Genomic DNA, 21301 nt, shown 5'->3' with positions numbered 1-21301 from the left:
GCCAACAAAAAACCCGCCGTTGCCGGCGGGTTTTTTTATACCTTGGATATTCCTCTATCAGACGCCGCTTTGGCCGTCCGAGCCGATATAGGCGATGCGCACCATGTTGGTCGCGCCGGGGGTTCCGAGCGGCACGCCGGCAGAGATGATGATGCGGTCGCCCGGCTTGCCGAAACCTTCGGAAACGACGATGCGACAAGCGCGGTTCACCATGTCGTCGAGATCGCTGGCATCGCCCGTCACGACGCAGTGCAGACCCCAGACAACCGACAGGCGGCGTGCGGTCTGGATGATTGGCGAAAGCGCAATGATCGGAACCTGCGGCCGTTCGCGTGCCGCACGCAGACCCGTCGTGCCGGACGAGGTATAGGTGACGATCGCCGACAGTTGCAGCGTTTCGGCGATCTGGCGGGCGGCGAGCGAAATGGCGTCGGCGCCTGTGGCTTCCGGCTGCGGGCGCTGCGCGTAGATGATGTTGGAATAATAGGGATCCTGTTCCACGGTGCTGGCGATGGACGCCATGGTGGAGACGGCTTCGATCGGATAATCGCCGGAGGCCGATTCAGCCGAAAGCATGATGGCATCAGCGCCTTCGAACACGGCGGTGGCGACGTCGGACACTTCAGCGCGCGTCGGGACGGGCGCGGTGATCATCGATTCCAGCATCTGCGTGGCGACCACGACCGGCTTGCCGGCGCGACGGCAGGCGCGCGTCAGCTGCTTCTGGATGCCCGGAACCGCTTCCAGCGGCATTTCGACACCCAGATCGCCGCGCGCGACCATCAAGGCGTCGGAAAGCTCGATGATTTCCTCGATACGCTCGACGGCCTGCGGCTTTTCGATCTTGGACATCAGGCCAACGCGGCCGCGCGCGATCTTGCGCACTTCGGCCAGGTCTTCCGGACGCTGGACGAAGGAAAGGGCGACCCAGTCCACTTCGTTGGTGGCGAGAACGGCATCAAGGTCGACACGGTCCTTGTCGGTCAAAACGCCGACGCCGAGCAGGGTGTCGGGCAGGCTTATGCCCTTGCGGTCTGAAATCTTGGTGCCGGAAACAACCGTGGTGACGATGCTTTTGCCGTCGCTCTTTTCAGCGCGCAGATGCAGCTTGCCGTCATCGATCAGCAGGCGATGGCCGGGCTTGACCGCTTCGAGGATTTCAGGATGCGGCAGGAAAACGCGGGTGTTGTCGCCGGGTGTGTCGTTATTGTCCAGCGTGAAGGTCTGGCCCGGAACCAGATCGACCTTGGTTTCGGCAAACTTTCCGACGCGCAGCTTGGGACCCTGCAGGTCGGCCAGAATGCCGATGGGACGGCCGTTGCGGCTCTCGACCGAGCGGATACGCTCAATCAGCGTGCGCATCACGTCGTGGCTTGCGTGACTCATGTTGATCCGGAAAAGATCGGCGCCAGCCAGATGCAGCTTTTCGATCATCGCCTCATCCGAGGAGGCGGGGCCGAGAGTTGCAAGAATTTTGACTTTGCGGTTACGCTTCATCAGTTTTGATTTCCCTGTGTGCCTGGCGTATCGGAAAGCTGGACCATCCAGCTGCCCTGTCTGCCCGTGTCATATTCCTTGAAACCCATTCTCTGGAAGCTGCGGGCATAACAATCGTCTACGCCGCCGATCTTGAACTCGTTTTCCGCCACGCACATGTTGACGTCACCGGTCCAGCGGCCGCCATGGGCGGCGTCTTCGGCATAAAGATAATAATAACGCGACTGCAGCTCACCCTCGATCAGCGTTGCGCAGGTGGAGGAGGGGACCTGCCACCAGCCTTCACTGACCCAGCCCTCCTGTCCACGATAGCCGATTGCGACCCCCACGAGATTTTGCGTGCTGTTGCAGACGCGAAAATCCGCATGTGCGGTTTCCACGAACACAAACGGGGTCATAAACAATGCCGCTGCGGAAAAAAGACGGGCAAGATGCCGAAAGTGGCGAGGACGAGCGAGAGATGACTGAGTCACGGCTTCCATCCGGATTCCATGGTTATAATGAACACACTTCTTGGCGTGGCCGCCCAAGAAAGTCAACGCGAGTTTAATCGATTATATTGTTCGTGGGATCGTGAGTGCGGTAAGGTAGATGGCTGTTCCTGCGCCGAAACTTGCGCCCGGCCTCAAGCCATGCCATCAAGCTTTTCTCCTCAATCCTGCCCCAGAAAATCATCGATGAACGACTTCATACCTTATGAAATCATAGAAGGCGAATATGACAAAGGCATGGTCCTTCTGGCAGACCACGCGATGAACCTTCTGCCGGCACACTACGGCAAACTTGGCCTTCCGCAAACCGCTTTTCATCGCCATATCGCATTTGATATCGGCATAGAAGCGTTGACACGGTCGCTCGCCGCCCGTCTTGGCGTGCCGGCGGTGCTCGGACGGTTTTCGCGGCTGCTGATCGATCCGAATCGCGGCGAGGATGATCCCACTCTCATCATGAAGATTTCGGACGGGGCGATCATTCCCGGCAATCACCCGATTTCGGATGAGGAATGGCAAAGGCGCATCGAGGTTTTTCATAGGCCTTATCACAATGCCGTGGACCGTGTGCTGAAAGGCGTTGCGGAAGCATCGGAAGAAGCCCCCCTCGTCTTGTCGCTGCATTCTTACACCCCGTTCTGGAAGGAAACGCCGCGGCCCTGGCATGCGGCGGTTCTGTGGGACACGGATAATCGCGCAGTCGATCCGCTTCTGGCGCATCTGCGCGCGACCGGCGACATTCTCGTCGGCGATAACGAACCCTATGACGGGGCGTTGAAGGGCGATACCATGTTCCGCCACTGCATGATGAAGGGCATACCGCATGCGCTTCTGGAGGTTCGGCAGGATCTGATCGCGGATAAGGAGGGGATTGCGGCCTGGTCGAACCGTCTCGCTCCCATTTTCGCCGCAATGAACGACGATCCGGTTTTGCATGAATATCAGCTGTTCGCCTCTCGCACCGGCCCCTATTGAGCCTGGAGTTGCCCCATGACGAAAGAGAACGACAAACACCAGATCGAGTTCGAGGCTGCCGCCTTTCGCCGTCTGGTGCAGCATCTTCGCGAGCGCCACGATGTGCAGAACATCGATATGATGAATCTGGCGGGCTTCTGTCGCAATTGCCTTTCCAACTGGTACCGCGAAGCGGCAGAGGAAGCGGGCGTCGCGCTCAGCAAGGAGCAATCCCGCGAAATTGTCTATGGCATGCCCTATGACGACTGGAAGGAAAAATATCAAGCGGAGGCGAGCGACGCCCAGAAAGTCGCCTTTGAGCAGAACAGACCGAAGGAATAACCCCCGATCGACGGAAACGACTTGACGTGAGGCCCGGCAATGGGCAGTTCACAGGCCTGAATTTCTGCCGTCCGGCTGGCGGCGACCGGCGAAAGTTTTAGCCCGGATACAATGAACAGGGCTCACGCAAAAAGAGCCGCCACTACGAAGGATGATATGATGGACGAAACCAGCACCACCGAAACCGTCGCCGCCGCCGAACTGCGTCAGTTCATCGAGCGCGTCGAGCGTCTCGAAGAAGAAAAAGCCGCCATTCAGGGTGATATCAAGGATGTCATGGGCGAGGCGAAGGGTCGTGGCTACGATACCAAGGCGATCCGCACCATCATCCGCCTTCGCAAGAAGGACGCCAACGAGCGTATCGAGGAAGAAACCATCCTGCAGACCTATATGGCGGCGCTTGGTATGGAATGATCGGTTACCGATCGCTCAATAAAAAATCGCCGCTTTTGCGGCGATTTTTGTTTGGTCCCGCAGATTCACCCGCGTGTGCCAGCCAGCTTCTCCGAAAGATCGATAGCCTGTTTGCGGGCATCCTTGTCTGCCGGATAGACCGCCAGATAGCGCTCCCATGCCTTTAGCGCGAGTTCCTCGCGACCGGAGGCTTCGAGGATATTGGCGAGGCTTGCCAGCGCTGGAAAATAGCGCGGCTCCTTTTCCAGCGTCAGATTGATATCCGCCATCGCCTTGCGGGTGTCGCCATCGGCAAAGTGTACCATGGCACGGCGATAGGGCGCCTGCACATAGTCCGGATCGAGTAGAATGATCTGGTCGAGAAAATCATAAGCGGCGGCGTTGCGCTTTTCGTCGGAGGCTTCGCCTGCCCATTGCATCAGGAGATTGATTGTCGCGCTGCCGGAATCGTTCCATTCGGACGCAATCTGGTTGGCGATGCTGCGCGCCTTGACCGCATTTCGCTCTTTTTTTAGCGACGCAAAAAGCGTGTCGATGGTTCCGGCCGGTGAAGGCGCAACTTCCGCCACCGCAGGGGTTTGCCCATCCGCCGCATGAGCAACGGAAGCCATTCCTGATAACAGGAGACCCTGAGCGACTATGATGGACATGCAAAAACGATTTGGGCGCATGGGCTAAAGATTAACCCGCCTGCGCCCAATATCAAATGCAAAGTTTTGCTCTGTCAACAAAGTGATCCGCGACATTGATCGCGAACCGCAGTCGCAGTCAATCAGCCCTGACGAGCCTTGAAGCGCGGGTTCTGCTTGTTGATGATGTAGACGCGGCCCTTGCGGCGAACCAGGCGGTTATCGCGATGACGGGCCTTAAGCGCTTTAAGCGAATTCTTGATTTTCATTTTACTGGTCCGCAGTTTTGCACGGCATTTACCGTGCTTATTCAAACAATCAAAAGCGCGCAACGGGGCGCGCTCTTTTCGGTTGGCAGGCAGATACCCGTTTGAGCCCTGCCTGTCAACACTTGCCGGTGTCTTTGCCCTAAAAGACTGAGGCTTTTCCCGTGTGCAAAAGCTCGGTCACATGGCCCATCTTGCGGCCGGGCCGTGCTTCCGTCTTGCCGTAGAGGTGCACGAGACAGTCTTTTTTCGACAGCCATGCCGGAACATCATCGATGTCGTCACCGATGAGATTGGTCATGACGCAATCCGAATGGCGCTCCGTGTTGCCGGGAGCGAGGCCGGACACGGCGCGTATATGCTGTTCGAATTGCGAGATCACGCAGGCGGCTTCCGTCCAGTGCCCGGTATTGTGCACGCGTGGGGCCATTTCATTGGCAACCAGAGAGCCATCGGGGAGCACGAAGAATTCGATGCCGATGACGCCGACATAATCGAGCGCCGCCAGAAGCTTCTCCGCAGACCGGACGGCAACTGCCGCAACCGCTTCGGCGAGCGCTGCCGGCACGGTTGATGTATGCAGAATGCCGTTCAAATGAATATTTTCAGCCGGATCGTAGCAGACGACGGTGCCGTCCCTGAAGCGGGCGGCGATGATCGATATTTCCCGCTCGAAGGCGACGAAACTTTCGAGGATCAGGGGTACACCGCCGAGCGCCTCGAAAGCACCCGTGCTGTCCTCGTCGCCGCGGAAAAGGCGCTGGCCTTTGCCGTCATAGCCCATGCGGCGGGTTTTCAGCACGCCCTTGCCGCCGAAAGCTACCAGGGCGGCCTCCAGTTCTTCCTGGCTATCCACGGCGCGAAAATCGGCCGTCGGAATGCCGCAACCATTGAGGAAGCGTTTTTCGGTCAGCCGGTCCTGCGAGGCGTTGAGCGCCTGCGGTGGCGGATAGACGGGAACGGAGGCGGCGAGCGTTTCGGCTGCCGCGACAGGTACATTCTCGAATTCATAAGTTACGACATCGCAGCGACGGGCAAGTTCCGCAAGGGCGCGTTCATCGTCATAATCTGCAACGATCTGATCGTTGCAGACCTGCGCGGCCGGACAATCAGCCTGCGGCTCCAGCACGATGGTACGGTGGTTGAGGCGCGCCGCCGCCATCGCCAGCATGCGGCCAAGCTGCCCGCCACCGATGATGCCGATGGTCAGATCATTCATCTTCGCCATCACTGGGCGCTGTCCATGGGATATTCGGCGACGGCTGCCGACTGGCGCGCGCGCCATGCATCCAGCCGGTCGGCCAGATCGTCGTCACCAAGCGCCAGAACCGCAGCCGCCAGAAGTGCGGCATTGATGGCGCCGGCCTTGCCGATGGCAAGCGTGCCGACGGGAATACCGGCCGGCATCTGCACTATGGAGTAGAGGCTGTCCTGTCCGGACATGGTCTTGGACTGTACCGGAACGCCGAAGACGGGCAGAGGTGTCATCGCGGCCGTCATGCCCGGTAGATGGGCGGCACCGCCGGCACCTGCTATGATGACCTTGAAACCTTCGTCTTTGGCTCCATTGGCGAAATCATAAAGCCTGTCCGGCGTGCGGTGGGCGGAAATGATGCGGGCTTCATATTCCACATCCAGTGCGTCCAGCGTGTCGGCGGCGTTCTTCATGGTCTCCCAGTCTGACTGGCTGCCCATGATGATGGCGACGGGGGGTGTTTCTGTTGTCACTTGGCTTCTCCGCTCAGGCGATGATATCGGGAATGACCTGATCTTCGATCTGGGTCATCTTGTCCTTGACGGCCAGCTTCTTCTTTTTCATGCGCTGTATCCGCAGCGCATCGCAGCTGGTCTGGATCATCGCGTTGATCGCCGCGTCGTAGTCCTCATGCTCCTGGCGCAGCCGCGCCAGCGTGAGCCTGATGTCCGCCTGGTCCTGATCGGGCATCTTGTCATCCCCATTTTATGCCAGCCGGATAGCCTCCGGCGCGTATGTCATCGTTCACGAGCCTCTATCATCAAATCGCGGTAACGGGAAGTTATCCCTTGCGACCAAATTGCCCACTTATTGCCTTCATTTCGCCTTCGACAATACAGTTAATCCATGTCACATTGTCGTCGCAAACCTGAAACTCCAGCGATGGAGAGCTGGAGGTAGGTTTAAAAAAGGAAGGACGTGCCGCATGACCATTCAGGCTCATATTGCATCGCTCGAAAAGAAACACGGCGCTCTGGAGGAGCAGCTCGAAAGTATTCTTTCTTCCCCGTCTTCGGACGATACGGAGATTGCCGACCTCAAACGTCGAAAACTGCGCCTGAAGGATGAATTGCAGAGGCTCAGAGCCTCCACCAGGCATTAAATTGAATAATGCCGAACCGCAGCCGTCGATGAAATGAAGGACTGACGGTTTGATCTCTTTCGGCCCCGGCAGCACCTGTGGTGCAGCCGGGGCTTTTTATTGGCTGCCGAAGACTAAAGCGGCAGCCCGTCCCATAGCAGCTTTGATGCGGCGACAAGCGCCATGGCATACATGAGCGGATAAAACACGGCCGGCTTCATATATTTCACCACTTTGGCGCCGGCGAGTGTCGCCAGCATCGCCACAGGTAGCAGGCTCGCCGATGTCTTGAGGTTGGTGGCGTCCAGCGCCCCCAGCGCGAAATAGGGGATGAGCTTGATCGCATTCATGATGGCGAAGAAACGCACGCTCATGCCGGTATAGGTTTTGGGGTCGAGCTTCAGCGGCAGGACGTAAATCTGGAAGGGCGGGCCGCCCGCATGGGCCACGAAACTCGCATAACCCGACAGGCTGGACCAGAGCGTTGCCGCCGCCGGTCGTTGCGGTTTGGCCGGGATTGCCTGTCCCCTTCGGCTTTTGAAGCTCTCGTAAAAATAACGCAAGACGAAGAGGATGGTCACCGAGGCGACGACAAGGCGCATGGCGTCCGCTGATATGAAGCTCGAGGTGGCCCAACCGAGAGTGATGCCGGCGATTGCGCCCGGCAGCATGATGAGGAGCGTTTGACGATGATTATGGTGCCGCCACGCCCAAAGAGCCACGAGATCCATGACGATCAGGATCGGCAGGAAGATCGCCGCCGCCTGTACGGGCGGGATCGCAAGCGCCATCAGCGGCACACCCATCAGTGCCAGCGCACCGCCCAATCCGCCCTTGGAAAGGCCGACAAGCACGACTGCGGGAATGGCGACGAGAAAAAAATGAAAATCGGTCAGCATGGATGGATGGTTGATCCTTTCGCCGGTCCGGTTTATCGGATTTATCATATCAAAACGAGTGCAGATCGCTCCAGAAGTGTCTTCTGCCTGAAATGGACGAACCGATGACCATAGTTGAAGACCGTTGCCGCCTTGTTCTGATCCTTCCGCAATCGGACGATGCGCGAAAGCAGGCGACAGAAGTGGAAGGCGCGCTAAAGGGCGGCGATGTGGCTTCCGTCATCATTCCGCAATACGGTCTGGATGACGCGTCTTTCCAGAAATGGGCCGAACTGATCGTGCCGATCGTTCAGGCGGCCGGTGCGGCCGCCCTTGTCGCCGGCGACAGCCGCGTCGCCAGCCGGGTGAAGGCGGATGGCCTGCATGTTATTGGTAATGCCGAGGCGCTTGCAGAGGCTGTGGAAAACTTTACGCCGAAACTGATCGTCGGCGGCGGCAATGCCGATGACCGCCACAAGGCGCTGGAGATGGGTGAGTCCAATCCGGACTATGTCTTCTTTGGCAAACTCGAAGGCGACATCAAGCCGGAGGCGCATCCCAAAAATCTGGCGCTCGGCGAGTGGTGGGCGTCGATGATCGAAATCCCGGCCATCGTCATGGGCGGCACGGATCCGTCTTCGGTGGTCGCCGTTTCCGAAACCGGCGTGGAATTTGTGGCGATGCGCAGCGGCGTTTTCGACAATCCCGCCGGCGCCGCTCAGGCCGTTTCTGAAATCAACGCTTTGCTTGACGAAAAAGCGCCACGGTTTGGCGGTTGATACAGGCGATGTTCATGCGCTCGGTTCCTTTCTGCCTTTCCGTTTCGCTGCTGGCGCTTGTTTTCGGCGCGCCGGCAGGCGTCGCCTTTGCCCAGTCCGGACCGCAGAGCGAAAGCAATGCGCTCTCCCGCCAGCTGGAAGATGAGGCCCAGCCTTCCCGTCAGGGTAGGGTGCAATCCGAGGAACAGAAGGATTTGCAGCCGTCGCAGGGCGTCAATGTTTATCAGCGCATGGGCGCGGACCTGCCGGCCCTGCCGCCGGAGAAGGAATTCAAGGGCAGGGTGGATGAGGCCTATGGCCATTTCCAGCGCGGCGAATATGTGCAGGCGCTCGACAAGGCGCTGAACCGGGCGCAGAACGGCGATGCGTCGGCCCAGACGCTGGTGGCCGAAATGATGTCGCGCGGCCTTGGCATCGCCCGCGATGAAAAGACCTCGGCCTTCTGGTATCAGCAGGCGGCGCAGGGTGGCGATCCCGTCGCCATGTTCAAATTCGCCCTGATCCTGATGGAAGGCAAATTCGTCACCCGCGACAAGGCGAAGGCCGACGATTTCATGCGGCGCGCAGCGGAAGCCGGCAATGCGTCCGCCCAGTTCAACTGGGGACAGATACTGGTTTCGGAAAATCCCGGTGCCAAGGGTCTGCTGATGGCGATGCCATTCTACGAAAAATCCGCCGAGCAGGGCATTGCCGACGCGCAATATGCGGTGTCGCAGATCTACTGGTCGGTCAAGGATGTGCCGGCTGAGAAGAAGGCCAAGGCGCGGGACTGGCTGATGCGCGCCGCAAAGGCGGGCTATGATACCGCGCAGGTCGATCTGGGCATCTGGCTGGTGAATGGCTTTGGCGGTGAACGTAATCTGGATGAAGGCTTCCGCTGGCTTTATGGCGCGGCGCAGCGCGGCAATGTCATTGCGCAGAACAAGGTCGCACATCTTTACATTCAGGCGCTCGGCACCCGGCCAGATCCGGTGGAAGCGGCCAAATGGTATGTGCTTTCCCGCCGCGCCGGGTTGAAGGATCCAAGGTTGGAGGATTTCTATCTCGGCATCACCGACGAGCAGCAGAAAAAGGCGATTGATGCCGCAAATCGTTTCCGCCCGATGTGATGCAGACCCGGTCTTGCGGTGCCAGCTGGCACTGCCGGGCTTTTTGCCTTGAATTTCCGCGCGTTTTGTGGTCTTGAACCGCAAACTTTCAATTCAAGAAAATAATGACGTGCCTGCCCGATGCGCTTTCGGGCGGTTCGCAAGCTTTCCAGGAAACAAATTCGATGGCCCGTTCAGCCCTTCTCAATGTCATGGTTCAGGCCGCCATCAAGGCGGGTAAGTCTTTGTCGCGTGACTTCGGTGAAGTGCAGAACCTTCAGGTTTCGGTCAAGGGACCGAGTGATTTCGTCTCGCAGGCGGATCTGAAAGCCGAAAAGATCGTGCGCGACGAACTCATGAAAGCCCGCCCGACCTACGATTTTCTGGGCGAAGAAGGCGGCGAGGAAAAGGGCACGGATGGCGCGCATCGCTGGATCGTCGATCCGCTTGATGGCACGACCAATTTCCTGCACGGCATTCCCCATTTCGCCGTTTCCATCGCGCTGGAGCGCAATGGTGAAGTCGTCGCCGGCGTAATCTTCAATCCGGCCACCGATGAACTCTACACAGCCGAGCGTGGCGGCGGCGCGTTCCTCAATGATCGCCGCATTCGTGTTGCTGCGCGCAAAGCACTGACTGACTGCGTCATCGGCTGCGGCGTTCCGCATCTTGGCCGCGGCAATCACGGCAAGTTCCTGGTCGAGCTTCGCCACGTCATGGGCGAGGCTGCCGGCATCCGCCGCATGGGCGCTGCAGCGCTTGACCTTGCCTATGTTGCCGCAGGTCGTCTCGACGGTTTCTGGGAAGCGGAACTTTCTCCGTGGGACGTGGCGGCCGGTCTGGTGCTGATTCGCGAAGCTGGCGGCTTCACGTCCGACGTCAAGGGTGGTGCGGACATCTTTGGCACCGGCAGTGTCGCTGCCGGAAACGAATATATCCACAAGGCGCTGGTGGAAGTCGCCAATCGCCCGATCCCGGGCCGCTGATCGATTTCGGCAGAAAACCTGCCGTTTAATGCAAGTTTCAGGCGCCCGGCAAACCCTTGCCGGGCGTTTTTGTTTTTCTGGGCATGGTTCCCTCCCGGTTTTGTAAAATGCCTGTGACGAAAGACCGGCTTTTCGCTTCAAATCGTCGCAATTTTCAAATAGCTTCCGCTAGATACATGACCGAAGGGAATGCGAACGTTATGGCGGATTCGGAGTTACTTGATCTCGGCGTCGAGAAACCGGTGACCACGCGGCAATTCAGCTACAAGCTGTCCAGCCCCACACCGTTTCTGTGGACGATGGTTCTGTTCCTGATCCTCGTCGGTTTTCTGGCGGCTATTCTTTACCGGCAGGCGCATACCGCCTTCATGACCAATCCCGGTCTCAACGGTTTCATTCTCGGCGTTTTGGCCATCGGCATCATTCTGGTGTTTACCCAGACCATGAGCCTGCGTTCAGAAGTGCGCTGGTTTAATGCCTTCCGCGCCGCCGGCAGCGTTGAAAAGGCTGGCCGTGCGCCAAAACTGCTCGCCCCCATGAGCACGCTGATCGGCAAGGGCGGCGAAGTCCGGCTTTCCGGCGTCACGCAGCGGACCATCCTCGATTCCATAGGGACACGTCTCGACGAGTCACGTGACACATCGCGTTATCTCGTCGGCCTTCTGGTGTTTCTCGGTCTGCTAGGCACCTTCTGGGGCCTGATCGGCACCATCGGCGCCATCAGCAATGTCATCCAGTCGCTCGACCCGAGCGCCGGCGACAGCAACGATATTCTTGGTTCGCTCAAGGCCGGCCTCACTGCGCCGCTGGCGGGCATGGGAACGGCGTTTTCCTCGTCGCTTCTTGGTCTTTCAGGCTCGCTGATCCTCGGCTTTCTCGATCTTCAGGCCGGCCGCGCTCAGAACCGCTTTTACACGCAGCTTGAAAACTGGCTGTCTTCCGTCACGGATACGACGGTCGATGGGCCGAGGGAATTCAAGGCGGAGCCCGGCACCATGGTCAGCACCGAACGCTCGCTTGCGGCCATGACCAGTCTTGCCGAAGGCATTCAGGGTCTCGTCAAGAATATGCGCAGCGAACAACAGATGCTGCGCGACTGGATCGAGGCGCAACAGGAAGAATCGAAATCACTCCGCCGCACGCTCGACCGGCTGTCGACGCGGATCGACAGCGAGACAAAACCCTCCGGACGCACCCGGCACGATAACGGGAGCGAGTAGCCATGGCGCTTGCGCGCAATCGCCGCCGCGACAGGGGTGTGGATTATTGGCCGGGTTTCGTCGATGCGCTGTCGACGCTGCTCATGGCCATCATGTTTCTGTTGACGGTCTTCGTGCTGGCGCAATTCGTCCTGTCGCGGGAAATTACCGGCAAGGACGAAGTGCTGACGCGCCTCAACAGCCAGATTGCCGAATTGACCGAACTTCTGGCCATGGAAAAGGGCAACAAGCAGGATATTGAGGATGCGCTGGCAAGCCTGCAATCGACGCTCGCATCATCGGAAAACGAACGGTCTCGGCTGCAGGCGCTTCTCGATGCGGGATCGGGCAACAACGCCAACGCCAATGCCCGGATCGGCAGCCTGACCGGCGAACTGGATGACCAGAAGCAGGCGAATTCGCGGGCGTCCGCGCAAATCGAATTGCTCAACCAGCAGATTGCGGCGCTGCGGGCGCAGATCGCCTCGGTGGAGGCCGCCCTGCAGGCGTCGGAAGCCAAGGACACTTCCTCTCAGGTCAAGATCGCCGATCTCGGCCGTCGCCTCAATGTCGCGCTGGCGCAGCGGGTGCAGGAACTGAACCGTTATCGTTCGGATTTCTTCGGTCGGCTGCGCGAAATCCTCTCGGATCGCGAAAACATCCGCATCGTTGGTGACCGTTTCGTTTTCCAGTCCGAAGTGCTGTTTCCTTCCGGCGGCAATGACCTCAATCCGGCCGGGCAGGCGGAAATGGAGAAACTGGCGGCCGCGCTGATCGATCTCGCCAAGGAAATCCCGGCGGAAATCAACTGGGTCCTGCGTGTGGATGGCCATACGGACAATGTTCAGCTTTCCGGTTCCGGCCGTTTCCGCGACAACTGGGAACTATCCTCGGCCCGCGCGACCTCGGTGGTGAAATTCCTGATCTCCAGGGGCGTGCCGGCAAACCGGCTGGTTGCTGCCGGGTTTGGCGAGTTTCAGCCGATTGCCGAGGGCGATACGCCGGAAGCACGCCAGCAGAACCGCCGTATTGAACTCAAGCTGACCGAACGCTGACGTCGCCGCCGCATCATGGTGGTTGCCTTCCGGTGGAAGTGAATTCACGTTCGCGTAAAGGTAATTCCGTCATATCTGGGAGGGGTTGATGGAGCGATATGATGTGATCGTTGTTGGTGCGGGGCTTGCCGGACTGGTGGCGGCGACCGAAGCGGCCGAACGAGGACTGACCGTCTGTGTCGTGGATCAGGAGGGCGAGCAGAACCTTGGCGGGCAAGCCTTCTGGTCGCTGGGTGGACTGTTTTTTGTCGATAGTCCTGAGCAGCGCCGGATGCGGGTGCGCGACAATCTCGATCTTGCAAGGCAGGACTGGTTCGGTTCAGCTGGTTTCGACCGTCCCGAGGACTATTGGCCGCGCCGCTGGGCGGAAGCCTATCTGAATTTTGCTGCCGGAGAGAAACGTGAATGGCTGCATCGCCTCGGCATGCGCTGGTTTCCCGTGGTCGGCTGGGCCGAACGCGGCGGAGCGCTGGCTGATGGGCACGGCAATTCCGTTCCGCGGTTTCATGTCACTTGGGGAACCGGCCCCGGCGTGCTGGCGCCTTTCATCGAAAAGGCAAACGCCATGGCGGCAAGCGGTCGGCTCACCTTTCGCTTCCGCCATCGCGTTGATCATCTGGATATCACCGATGGTCGGGTGACTGGCGTTTCCGGTGCGGTCCTTGCAACGGACCCGGTGGCGCGTGGGCAACAGAGCAGCCGTGAGGTTGAGGGTGATTTCACAATTTCAGCCGCGGCGACCATCGTCAGTTCCGGTGGCATTGGCGGCAATCAGGAGCTGGTGCGCCGCAACTGGCCGGTGGAGAGGCTGGGCAAACCTCCGGCAGATATGGTCTGCGGCGTGCCCGCACATGTAGACGGCCGCATGATCGCCATTACCGAGGCAGCGGGCGGAGCTGTCATCAACCCTGATCACATGTGGCATTACACGGAAGGCGTGAAGAACCACGATCCGATCTGGCCGGGCCATGGTATCCGCATCCTGCCCGGCCCCTCTTCCTTCTGGTGCGATGCGGATGGAAACCGTCTTGCCGCCCCCGCCATGCCGGGCTTCGATACGCTCGGCACGCTTAAAATGCTGGGCGAGCGTGGCAGCGGTCATAGCTGGTTCATTCTGACCAAGGCGATCATCAAGAAGGAATTCGCTCTTTCCGGCTCCGAGCAAAATCCGGATCTGACGGGCAAGAATGTGCGGCTGCTGCTCAAAAGGCTGGGCAAGGAACCACCCGGGCCGGTACGGGCCTTCATGGAACACGGTGAGGATTTCGCTGTCCGCGACACGCTGGAGGAGCTTGTGGCGGCGATGAACGCCATCAGCGGCGACGAGCGGCTGGATATCGATCACATCCGCCGGCAGATTGAAGCGCGTGACCGGGAAATCGTCAATGGTTTCAGCAAAGATGCGCAGGTAACCGCGATCCATGGCGCGCGCCGTTATCTCGGCGACAAGCTGATGCGGACGGCAAAACCACACCGCTTGCTCGATCCGGCAATGGGGCCGTTGATCGCGGTGCGCCTGCATGTGCTGACACGCAAGACGCTCGGCGGCCTGCATACCGACCTTGAGGCGCGGGTGCTGGATGCTGCCGGTGAGCCGGTGCCGGGCCTTTATGCCGCTGGCGAAGTGGCCGGTTTTGGCGGCGGCGGCATGCATGGCTATAACGCGCTTGAAGGCACATTTCTTGGTGGCTGCCTGTTTTCAGGCCGCGTTGCGGGGCGCAGCGTGCTGGCTAAATGACTCACGCCTGGGCGCGCAGCTCGTCCGGTCCGGTCTGAAATTGCAGCCGGGCGAGCCTTGCGTAGAGGCCGTTCTGGCGAATGAGGCTCTGGTGCGTGCCTTCTTCGATGATGCGGCCGTCATCCATCACCAGAATACGGTCTGCCTTCAGAACCGTGGCGAGGCGGTGGGCGATGACGATGGTGGTGCGGGTGTTCATCAGCTCGTCGAGCGCCTTTTGCACCAGCGTTTCGCTTTCCGCATCCAGTGCCGAGGTCGCTTCGTCGAGAAGCAGGATCGGTGCGTCGCGCAGAATGGCGCGGGCAATGGCGATGCGCTGGCGCTGTCCGCCGGACAGCGTTACACCGCGCTCGCCCACCTGCGTATCGTAACCATCGGTGAGACGCTCGATGAAGCTGTCTGCCTGAGCAGCGATTGCGGCGGTGCGGACCTCTTCGCGGGTCGCCTCCGGCCGGCCGAAGGCGATATTATCGTGAATGGAGGAGGCAAAGATCGCCACATCCTGCGGAACGATGGACAGGTGTGCGCGCAGATCGGTGAGGCTGACATCGCGAATATCAGCGCCATCGACCGTGATGCGGCCCTGTTGCGGATCGTAAAACCGCATCAACAGCGAAAACACCGTGCTCTTGCCCGCGCCTGACGGGCCGACAATGGCGACCGTTTCGCCAGCGCCAACCTTGAAGGAAAGGCCGGAGAGGGTTGGGCGTCCCGCCGCTAGCGGATAGACAAAATCGACATTTTCGAATTCCGCCTCGCCGCGCGGCGGCTCGATCATGGCAACAGGCGCCGTGGGTTCGATCACGGGCGAGCGCTCATTTAGCAGCTCGGAAAGCCGTTCGGCAGCGCCACCCGCCTGCGCCAGTTCACCCCAGACTTCCGAAAGCTGGCCAAGGCCACTGGCGGCGATGACCGAATAAAGCACGAACTGGCCGAGCGTTCCCGCCGTCATGCCGCCGGAAAGGACACTCTGCGCGCCATACCAGAGAATGCCGACGACGCTGCCGAAGACCAGCGCAATGGCGACGGCGGTGAGGATGGAGCGGGCGCCGATTGCAGCGCGCGCACCCTGATAAGCCGCTTCCACGGAGGCGCCGTAACGGGCATTTGCAAGCGCTTCGGCATTGAAGGATTGCACGGTGCGGCTTGCCGCGATCGTTTCGGACGCATAGGCGGCGGAATTGGCGAGCGTATCCTGCGTCGTGCGCGAGCGGGCGCGAACAGACCGTCCGAAAGCGATCAGCGGAAAGACGATGAAGGGAATGGCAAGCAGCGCAAGGCCGGAAAGGCCGGGGCTGGTATAGATCATCATGACGACCGCGCCACAACACATGATGATGTTGCGCAACGCCACGGATGCCGAGGAACCGAAGGCCGAGCGGATCTGCACCGTATCGGCCGTGAGCCGCGAGGTCAGTTCCCCTGATCGGTTGCTATCGAAAAATTGCTGCGACAATGTTGTGAGGTGGGCAAAGACATCATGGCGCAGATCGGCGACGACTCTTTCACCGATGGTCATGACATAATAATAACGCATGGCGCTGGCGAGCGCGAGCAGGACGGCGATCGCCAGAAGCACGGCGAAATAGCTGTTGATCATGCCGCCATCCGGCGTCTGAAAACCGTGATCGATGATGCGGCGAACGGCGAGTGGCAGGGCCAGTGTGGTGGCGGAAGAAAGAACGAGCGCAAAAAGGGCGGCCGCCATCAGGCCGCGATAACGCCTGAGATAGGGAAACAGGCTGAGAAGCGGTTTAAGGCTTCGCTGTTTCGCCGCTTTCTGCTCTTCTATGTCTGCCACGTGCCTGATGCTCCTCGTTCCATGCCATTTTCGGCTTTTTAGGGAGAAGATTTCCGGCGTGCGGTAAAATTTCTGCCCCTGCGGCCATCTCCTTTCACAAGGGTATGGCAGGCTCTTGTTATCTCGGCGACCTTCATGTATAGGCTCCGCATCGAATTGGGAAGCCATAGCCCATCTGGTCTATGGCTTCATTTATTGAAATGGCTCAATTGACGCAATTGCGGCAATGGACCGCACGTCACTTAACCAGGAAGATTGTCATGAAGGCTGATATCCATCCCGCTTACCACACGATCAAGGTGGTCATGACCGATGGCACCGAATACGAAACCCGCTCCACCTGGGGTTCGGAAGGCGCTGTCATGAACCTTGAAATCGACCCTAAGTCCCATCCGGCATGGACGGGCGGCAACCAGCAGCTTATGGACCGCGGCGGCCGTGTTTCCAAGTTCAACAAGCGTTTCGGCGGCCTCGGCCTCTGATCCACTTGCGGACGGATTGTTTAAAAAAGCCCGGTTTTGCCGGGCTTTTTTGTTGTGTTGCTCTGCCTGGATTTGTCTTGCGCGACTGCAACAGTCCTGTTGACAGCTGCCAGAGACTTTGAATTTCGCGGGGAGTCGGCTCGATCAGTCGCAGGCTGCGGCTCTTGCAGCGTCATCGTGGATATACGCCGGAGAGGAGTCATCAGAGCAGCGGTCAATACGGTCGCTCGCGTCCAGAAGTGGCTTTAAACAAATGTAAGCAATGATGAGTAATGCCCATCCAGACGCCACTGCAATATACATTAAAAACCGCATTTTCTACTCTTTGGGAAGCGTCGTAGCCACACTGAAGCATGAGTGATAAAAACAATTCGGAATTTACGGTCGTTAGTATTGATGATCATTTGTTGCCTTGAACAAAGGCAATAATCAGGCACCGCGCTGTTCTATTGTTAGAAACAAAAAAGCAGGCCGATGAGCCTGCTTTTCAAATTGTCCGGATAAGGTCGTCTTTTTTCAGTTGATGGAGAAGGCCGTGCGCAGGAGATTAAGCTGCGCCTGCACGCTATTTTCGTTGTCCGGCACTTTGGTGGCTTCGGACGGACGATAGATTTCGCGGTCGAGAAGGGCGATGCGGTTCTGGAGGCGCAGCGACCGTTCGATGAGGTCACGGAAAGATTCCGGCAGATCGTTCCAGCCCGGCGCATTGCGGTCGACATTGAAACTGTCGAGACGCACCTTGCTCTTTTCGTTCAGAACCTGATCCCGCGTCATTTCGCCATTGTTGACGGCGCGTTGCAGAAGCAGCCAGGAGGCCATCTGCATCAGGCGAGTGGTGAGGCGCATCGATTCCGCTGCGTAAAGGACCGAGGCCATGCGCGGCAGAACCTTCGAGGCTACGCGGCCGGCGCCATCGAGATAGCTTGCCGTTTCCTCAACCAAAGTCATGCCCTCAGTATAGAGGGTTTTGAACTGGTTGGAAGCAGCAGCGCGCCCCGCAAAGCTTATGGTATTTAAAACCTGTTCCGACATTTCTTTAAATCCCTGCTCACGCACCACACTGTCAGGCAACGAAGACTCGGATGTTTTGTTCCGGTCTTTTAGTGTTTTCAGGATGGTATCTTTACCCGAAATGCGCAAGGCAATTATTAAAGAAGGGTTAATACCCACAGTTTTACCGAATCCGTTGATCGGTAAAAAAAGAGCCGCGAAAGCGGCTCTCAAGGTAAAACAGGGAGAAAAATCAGACCAATTCGCCGTATGGAGAAGATGCCTGAGGTCCAGAAGAACTGGACATGTATAGTAATCTCTCAGAAAGCTTAATTTTTGGTTAATGGTAAACGAAAGACTGCGCCAGAATATTTATTCCCGTTTACCATCAGCGTTGCAGCTTGCTGCTGAAGGGCATCGCCTTCGGCCTTTTCTTGAATTGCTGTCAGGATCGGAAGAGGTTCTCCGCCGCGAGGCGCCCGGCGGATTTTTGGGTTCTCTCCTCCTCCAGCCGGGTGATTTCGGCCTGCAGAAGGTCGATACGGCTGCTCAACTCATCGACTGAAAGAAGGCTGAGATCGCTGCCTATCTCGTGCGCCACGGGTTTTTGTGGGCGGTCATCGTCAAAGAGGCTCATATGCCTGCTCCTTTTTCCACATAGTCGCCATCGTCTTCGGAATATTGCGGCGCGCGCGGGTCAAGCGCAATACTTTCCGGTGTAACGAGCGGTGAAGGTGTGGTTGGCATCATCGTCGAGAAATTGTCCTTCTCGCCGGTTGAAAGGGCGGCGCGCTGACGGCTCCTGATGATGGCATAGGCGGTGATCAGCACGTGGGCCACGGCTGTCACAAAAAACAGGGCATAAGGGCCGGAATAGGTCATGACCGCGCCGCCGAGTGTCGGGCCGATAATGGTGCCGATGCCGTAGAGCAGCAGCAGACCACCCGAGACCTTGACGAAATCTTCCGCGGCGGCATAGTCGTTGGCATGCGCCACGGCGATGGGATAAAGCGCGTTGGCGGCGGCGCCGTAAATGGCGACCATGGAAATCAGCACATAGACATCACGCGGCTGCACCACGGCAACGGCAAGGCCTGCGACGGCGCCAAGCCCGGCCAATCCGGCCAGCACGTAACGGCGGTCTATCCGGTCTGAAAGACGGCCTGCCGGAAATTGCGCCAGCGCGCCGAAGAAAATCGTGACGGATACCATGATGGCGATCATGGTCGGGTCAAGACCGGCCCGCGCGCCGAAAACCGCTCCGAGCGTACCATAAGCGCCGTTGGCGATGCCGATCATCAGAATACCGATGAAGGACACCGGTGAGTTGCGGTAGAGCGCCGGTAAATCCAGACTGACCTTCTGCAAGGGTTGCGGGCTTGCCGCCTTGGAAAGCGTGGCCGGCAGAATGGCGATGCAATAGATGATGCCGCAGATCATGAACAGTGAGGTATTGCTGATGTCGCCCATCGGCACGATCATCTGCCCCGCCACGACGCCGAGCAGCGTTATGGCGATATAGAGCGAAAAGATCATGCCACGGCTCTCATTGGTGGCGCGCTCGTTCAGCCAGCTCTCAATGATCATCGAGGTGCCGGCCGTGCAGAAGCCGGTAAGTGCGCGCAGGGCAATCCACCAGACATCATCGACAATGAGTCCAGTCATCAGCACCGTCAGGCAGATCAGCGCGACGAAGGAGCCAAAAGCCCGCACATGCCCCGCCCGGCGAACAATGGCGGGCGCCACGAAGCAGCCGATGACGAAGCCGGCGGCCCAGGAGGTGCCGAGAAAGCCCAGGATTTCATTGGAGTAACCTTCGGCCGAACCGCGAACCGGCAGCACGAGGCCCTGAAGGCCGTTGCCGAGAAAAAGAAACAGAGTGCTGGATAAAAGAGCGAATACGGGTAGAAGATTTCTGCTCATGAAAACACTCTCATGCGTTCGGACGGACGGTCGGACAGGCCATAAAACGGGATTACCCGAATGAGTTGCACTCTTCTGGTGAACGGTAAAAATGTCCAGCCTGTGACGATGCAGAAATAAAGAAAAGGCTCAATAAATGACGAAGGCGATCGGGCTTTTTTTGCTGCTGGCCATGGTGGTCCAGATCATCCGGCCTTTGGGTCTGCCGGGCCTTAAGAAAAGAGGCGATTGCTGGAAGATAGCGGTGGCCGCCTTTGTCATCTGGTCGGCGACGCTTCTCCTGCGCCCGTAAAGAAAAAGCCGCCCATCGGGGCGGCTTTGATTGTTTTACATGCCTGTCGAAGGGCCTTATGCGGCCTTTTCGAGTTCCAGCTTCCAGTTGCCCTTGGCGGCAAGGCTGTTCATGGCGGCGCGGTGCGTGAAGGCGCGCTGGCCGGCAGCGACATTTTCCTGTTTGCCGCCCCATGTCTTGAGTGCGGTGTCCTGGAGCGCGCGGCCATACGAATAGGTCAGCGACCAGGGCAGGTCGTAACCGGAATTCATGGCGGAGAGATGCGCGGTCGCTTCTTCGGAGGACTGGCCGCCGGAAAGGAAGGCGATGCCCGGAACGGCGGAAGGCACGGTGGCCTTCAGAACCTTGACGGTCTTTTCCGCCACTTCCTCGACTGAAGCCTTGCGAGCCTTCTTGCCGTCGATGATCATGTTCGGCTTGAGGATCATGCCTTCAAGGTTGACGCGGGCGTCGAACAGATCCGCAAAGACGGTCTGGAGCACCCATTGCGTGACTTCCGCACAGCGATCGATGTCGTGCGTGCCGGGTTCGCCATCCATCAGCACTTCAGGCTCCACGATCGGCACGATATCCGCCTGCTGGCAGAGAGCGGCGTAACGGGCGAGCGACTGGGAGTTGGCCTTGATGGAGCCCCAGCTCGGGCGCTGCTCACCGATGGTGATGACGCCACGCCACTTGGCGAAACGCGCGCCAGCCTCGTGATATTTGCGCAGACGCTCATAAAGACCGTCGAGGCCTTCGGTGATGAATTCATGCGGGTGGTAAGCCATCGGCTTTGCACCGATATCCACCTTGATGCCCGGCAGGCTGCCGGCAGCCTTGATGATGTCAACGAAAGGCGTGCCGTCGGCAGCCTTCTGGAACAGGGTTTCTTCGTAAAGGATGACGCCGGAGATGTATTTCTTCATGGCGTCGTCGGAGCGGAACAGCATCTCGCGATAGTCGCGACGGGCGGTCTCGGTGGACTCCAGATTGATGCTGTCGAAACGTTTTTTGATCGTTCCTGTGGATTCGTCGGCCGCGAGCAGGCCCTTGCCGTCGGCGACCATTTTGATTGCGATGTCTTCGAGACGTTCGGTCATTTGCTATTCTCCCAAGGCACAATAAATTCCCGATAACAGAAGTTCCAGGGCAGGGAAATGGCACGCTAACTCATTGAAA

The 21301-nt window shown here is 58.8% G+C and carries 25 protein-coding genes; 12 read left to right on the top strand and 13 right to left on the bottom strand.

From position 1 onward, the window contains the following. Positions 1–57 precede the first annotated feature (57 nt). Positions 58–1497 carry a pyruvate kinase gene (gene pyk / locus FCH38_RS11825; RefSeq protein WP_149899531.1) on the bottom strand — a complete coding sequence of 480 codons (1440 nt, stop codon included), beginning with the start codon at positions 1495–1497 and terminating at the stop codon, positions 58–60. Continuing rightward, positions 1497–1895: a DUF1036 domain-containing protein gene (locus FCH38_RS11820; RefSeq protein WP_236776599.1), complete on the bottom strand. Its 399-nt coding sequence runs from the start codon at positions 1893–1895 to the stop codon at positions 1497–1499. Before FCH38_RS11820 ends, pyk begins: the two co-directional genes overlap by 1 nt. Positions 1896–2174: 279 nt before the next feature. On the opposite strand from FCH38_RS11820, the gene FCH38_RS11815 reads away from it, so the two are divergent. From FCH38_RS11815 to FCH38_RS11805, 3 genes are all read left to right on the top strand, one after another. Continuing rightward, positions 2175–2963 carry an N-formylglutamate amidohydrolase gene (locus FCH38_RS11815; RefSeq protein WP_174373874.1) on the top strand — a complete coding sequence of 263 codons (789 nt, stop codon included), beginning with the start codon at positions 2175–2177 and terminating at the stop codon, positions 2961–2963. 15 nt (positions 2964–2978) lie between these two features. Beyond that, complete coding sequence (locus tag FCH38_RS11810; RefSeq protein WP_149899528.1) at positions 2979–3284, top strand: DUF1244 domain-containing protein; 306 nt, start codon at positions 2979–2981, stop codon at positions 3282–3284. A 156-nt stretch (positions 3285–3440) separates the two neighbouring features. After that, positions 3441–3698: a DUF2312 domain-containing protein gene (locus tag FCH38_RS11805; RefSeq protein WP_006314683.1), complete on the top strand. Its 258-nt coding sequence runs from the start codon at positions 3441–3443 to the stop codon at positions 3696–3698. Between the two features lie 65 nt (positions 3699–3763). Here the strand turns inward: FCH38_RS11805 and FCH38_RS11800 are convergent, their stop codons facing one another. From FCH38_RS11800 to FCH38_RS11780, 5 genes are all read right to left on the bottom strand, one after another. Next, positions 3764–4369: a tetratricopeptide repeat protein gene (locus tag FCH38_RS11800; RefSeq protein ID WP_174373873.1), complete on the bottom strand. Its 606-nt coding sequence runs from the start codon at positions 4367–4369 to the stop codon at positions 3764–3766. A 101-nt stretch (positions 4370–4470) separates the two neighbouring features. Further along, positions 4471–4596 carry a type B 50S ribosomal protein L36 gene (gene ykgO, locus FCH38_RS11795; protein ID WP_003497670.1) on the bottom strand — a complete coding sequence of 42 codons (126 nt, stop codon included), beginning with the start codon at positions 4594–4596 and terminating at the stop codon, positions 4471–4473. Positions 4597–4735: 139 nt separating this feature from the next. Beyond that, a complete protein-coding gene (locus tag FCH38_RS11790; RefSeq protein ID WP_174373872.1) occupies positions 4736–5821 on the bottom strand; it encodes a 5-(carboxyamino)imidazole ribonucleotide synthase in 1086 nt (361 codons plus the stop codon). Next, positions 5821–6288, bottom strand: coding sequence for a 5-(carboxyamino)imidazole ribonucleotide mutase (gene purE / locus FCH38_RS11785; RefSeq protein WP_046800035.1), 468 nt, complete (start codon positions 6286–6288; stop codon positions 5821–5823). Before purE ends, FCH38_RS11790 begins: the two co-directional genes overlap by 1 nt. Before the next feature lie 46 nt (positions 6289–6334). Next, positions 6335–6538 carry a YdcH family protein gene (locus FCH38_RS11780; RefSeq protein WP_006314698.1) on the bottom strand — a complete coding sequence of 68 codons (204 nt, stop codon included), beginning with the start codon at positions 6536–6538 and terminating at the stop codon, positions 6335–6337. A gap of 235 nt (positions 6539–6773) precedes the next feature. Here FCH38_RS11780 and FCH38_RS11775 point away from each other — a divergent pair, with 235 nt between their 5' ends. Continuing rightward, positions 6774–6950, top strand: a complete 177-nt coding sequence (locus tag FCH38_RS11775) for a YdcH family protein (RefSeq protein ID WP_149899525.1) — start codon at positions 6774–6776, stop codon at positions 6948–6950. A 113-nt stretch (positions 6951–7063) separates the two neighbouring features. Here FCH38_RS11775 and FCH38_RS11770 read toward each other — a convergent pair whose 3' ends face one another. Continuing rightward, positions 7064–7828 (bottom strand): sulfite exporter TauE/SafE family protein, encoded by a 765-nt coding sequence (locus FCH38_RS11770; RefSeq protein ID WP_174373871.1) that lies wholly within the window; start codon positions 7826–7828, stop codon positions 7064–7066. Between the two features lie 104 nt (positions 7829–7932). Here FCH38_RS11770 and FCH38_RS11765 point away from each other — a divergent pair, with 104 nt between their 5' ends. From FCH38_RS11765 to FCH38_RS11740, 6 genes are all read left to right on the top strand, one after another. Next, positions 7933–8586, top strand: a complete 654-nt coding sequence (locus FCH38_RS11765; RefSeq protein ID WP_174373870.1) for a thiamine phosphate synthase — start codon at positions 7933–7935, stop codon at positions 8584–8586. An 8-nt stretch (positions 8587–8594) separates the two neighbouring features. Beyond that, positions 8595–9695: a tetratricopeptide repeat protein gene (locus tag FCH38_RS11760; protein WP_174373869.1), complete on the top strand. Its 1101-nt coding sequence runs from the start codon at positions 8595–8597 to the stop codon at positions 9693–9695. 164 nt (positions 9696–9859) lie between these two features. Next, entirely contained in the window at positions 9860–10660 is an 801-nt protein-coding gene (locus FCH38_RS11755) for an inositol monophosphatase family protein (RefSeq protein WP_149899521.1), read from the top strand. Between the two features lie 200 nt (positions 10661–10860). Continuing rightward, entirely contained in the window at positions 10861–11880 is a 1020-nt protein-coding gene (locus FCH38_RS11750; RefSeq protein ID WP_174373868.1) for a flagellar motor protein MotA, read from the top strand. Between the two features lie 2 nt (positions 11881–11882). Further along, positions 11883–12914 (top strand): peptidoglycan -binding protein, encoded by a 1032-nt coding sequence (locus FCH38_RS11745; RefSeq protein ID WP_149899519.1) that lies wholly within the window; start codon positions 11883–11885, stop codon positions 12912–12914. Between the two features lie 88 nt (positions 12915–13002). Beyond that, positions 13003–14652, top strand: coding sequence for an FAD-binding dehydrogenase (locus FCH38_RS11740; RefSeq protein ID WP_174373867.1), 1650 nt, complete (start codon positions 13003–13005; stop codon positions 14650–14652). A gap of 1 nt (position 14653) precedes the next feature. Here FCH38_RS11740 and FCH38_RS11735 read toward each other — a convergent pair whose 3' ends face one another. Next, on the bottom strand, positions 14654–16453 hold the full coding sequence (locus tag FCH38_RS11735; protein ID WP_174373866.1) for an ABC transporter transmembrane domain-containing protein: 1800 nt from the start codon (positions 16451–16453) through the stop codon (positions 14654–14656). A gap of 260 nt (positions 16454–16713) precedes the next feature. Here FCH38_RS11735 and rpmE point away from each other — a divergent pair, with 260 nt between their 5' ends. Then, complete coding sequence (gene rpmE / locus FCH38_RS11730) at positions 16714–16935, top strand: 50S ribosomal protein L31 (protein WP_003506183.1); 222 nt, start codon at positions 16714–16716, stop codon at positions 16933–16935. A 516-nt stretch (positions 16936–17451) separates the two neighbouring features. Here rpmE and FCH38_RS11725 read toward each other — a convergent pair. The 3 genes from FCH38_RS11725 to FCH38_RS11715 form a co-directional block, all read right to left on the bottom strand. Continuing rightward, positions 17452–17967 carry a DUF1465 family protein gene (locus FCH38_RS11725; RefSeq protein ID WP_149899516.1) on the bottom strand — a complete coding sequence of 172 codons (516 nt, stop codon included), beginning with the start codon at positions 17965–17967 and terminating at the stop codon, positions 17452–17454. A gap of 403 nt (positions 17968–18370) precedes the next feature. Further along, the gene (locus FCH38_RS11720; RefSeq protein WP_174373865.1) at positions 18371–18562 is read right to left on the bottom strand and encodes a DUF1192 domain-containing protein; all 192 of its coding nucleotides are present in this window, start codon (positions 18560–18562) and stop codon (positions 18371–18373) included. Then, positions 18559–19848 (bottom strand): MFS transporter, encoded by a 1290-nt coding sequence (locus FCH38_RS11715; protein ID WP_153514417.1) that lies wholly within the window; start codon positions 19846–19848, stop codon positions 18559–18561. The genes FCH38_RS11720 and FCH38_RS11715 overlap by 4 nt, the downstream gene beginning before the upstream one ends. Before the next feature lie 136 nt (positions 19849–19984). Here FCH38_RS11715 and FCH38_RS11710 point away from each other — a divergent pair, with 136 nt between their 5' ends. Beyond that, positions 19985–20140: a hypothetical protein gene (locus FCH38_RS11710; protein ID WP_003497629.1), complete on the top strand. Its 156-nt coding sequence runs from the start codon at positions 19985–19987 to the stop codon at positions 20138–20140. Positions 20141–20196: 56 nt separating this feature from the next. Here FCH38_RS11710 and FCH38_RS11705 read toward each other — a convergent pair whose 3' ends face one another. Then, complete coding sequence (locus FCH38_RS11705; RefSeq protein ID WP_142841549.1) at positions 20197–21222, bottom strand: class I fructose-bisphosphate aldolase; 1026 nt, start codon at positions 21220–21222, stop codon at positions 20197–20199. Between the last annotated feature and the right edge of the window lie 79 nt (positions 21223–21301).

The organism is Agrobacterium tumefaciens (assembly GCF_013337285.1).
GTDB classification, from domain to species: Bacteria; Pseudomonadota; Alphaproteobacteria; order Rhizobiales; family Rhizobiaceae; genus Agrobacterium; species Agrobacterium burrii.
This window is presented reverse-complemented; position numbering and strand designations above follow the sequence as displayed.